The sequence below is a fragment of the Roseomonas rosulenta genome (genome assembly GCF_016106005.1).
Lineage (GTDB): Bacteria > Pseudomonadota > Alphaproteobacteria > Acetobacterales > Acetobacteraceae > Neoroseomonas > Neoroseomonas rosulenta.
On record NZ_JACADR010000590.1, the window covers coordinates 1 to 915 of the forward strand.

Annotated in this window: 1 protein-coding gene; it reads right to left on the bottom strand. The window is 76.5% G+C overall.

The genetic code is table 11. The features are described from left to right. Positions 1-347: 347 nt before the first annotated feature. Positions 348-915: YeeE/YedE thiosulfate transporter family protein (locus HW578_RS27065; protein ID WP_198373786.1), on the bottom strand; the 568-nt coding region annotated here is incomplete at its 5' end.

Genomic DNA, 915 nt, shown 5'->3' on the forward strand with positions numbered 1-915 from the left:
GGTCCCGCCCGGCGATCGCCGCGGCGCCCGGCACGCCGCGGCCCTCCGGCCCGTGGCAGCCGAGGCAGCCTTCGGCGGCGAGCGGCGCCTGCGCGGCAGCGGGCAGCGCCGTGATGGCAAGGGCAAGGAGCGATGCCGGCAGGGCTTTCAGCCTCATTCTGGTCTCCAGTGGCGGGCGTGGTCGCGCGGACGTTACGCATTTCGCGGGAGCATCAAAGCGAAAGGTTTGCCGGCTCCGCGTCGCGGCGGCGGCGCGGGCAGCGTGCTCCGCGACAGGCGGAAGGGGAGAAGATTTTGGCCCGCGGCGCCGCGCCTGCCCGCGCGATCCGCCACGCCGGCGGGAGGGTTCAGCCGTCCAGCCCGAAGGCCGGGCGCAGCCTGATGCCCACCCAGTTCCCCGCCAGTGCCGGGACGATCCAGCCCCAGCCATGCAGGCTGCCGGAGGCGATCCCCGCCACATAGGCGCTGATGTTGCACCCCGAGGCGACCACCGCACCGATGCCCAGCAGCAGCCCGCCGACCACCGAGGCGGCCGCGTGCCGCCAGGGCATCGCGAGGTGCGGCGCGAAGCGGCCCGCCAGCCCCGCGGCCAGCAGCGCGCCCGCCATGAGGCCGACATCCATCACCGTGGTGCGGTCAGCCAGCACGGGGCGCAGGATGGCCTCGGCGCGGGTCGGGTCTTCCCAGAAGGGCCAGAAGGCCGGGTCGTCCCAGCCCAGCGCCTCGACCGCGCGCGAGCCCCAGAGCGGGAAGGCGGCGGTGATCACCCAGGGCCGGCCCGCGAGCCACAGCGTCAGCAGGTTCAGCCCGGCCAGCGCGAGCGCGCCCCAGAGCAGCGGCCAGGGCCCTCGCAGCGGGGCGCCGCCGCGCCAGGGCAGCGGCTCCGCGGCGCCATGGCGGCGCCGTTCGGCCAGC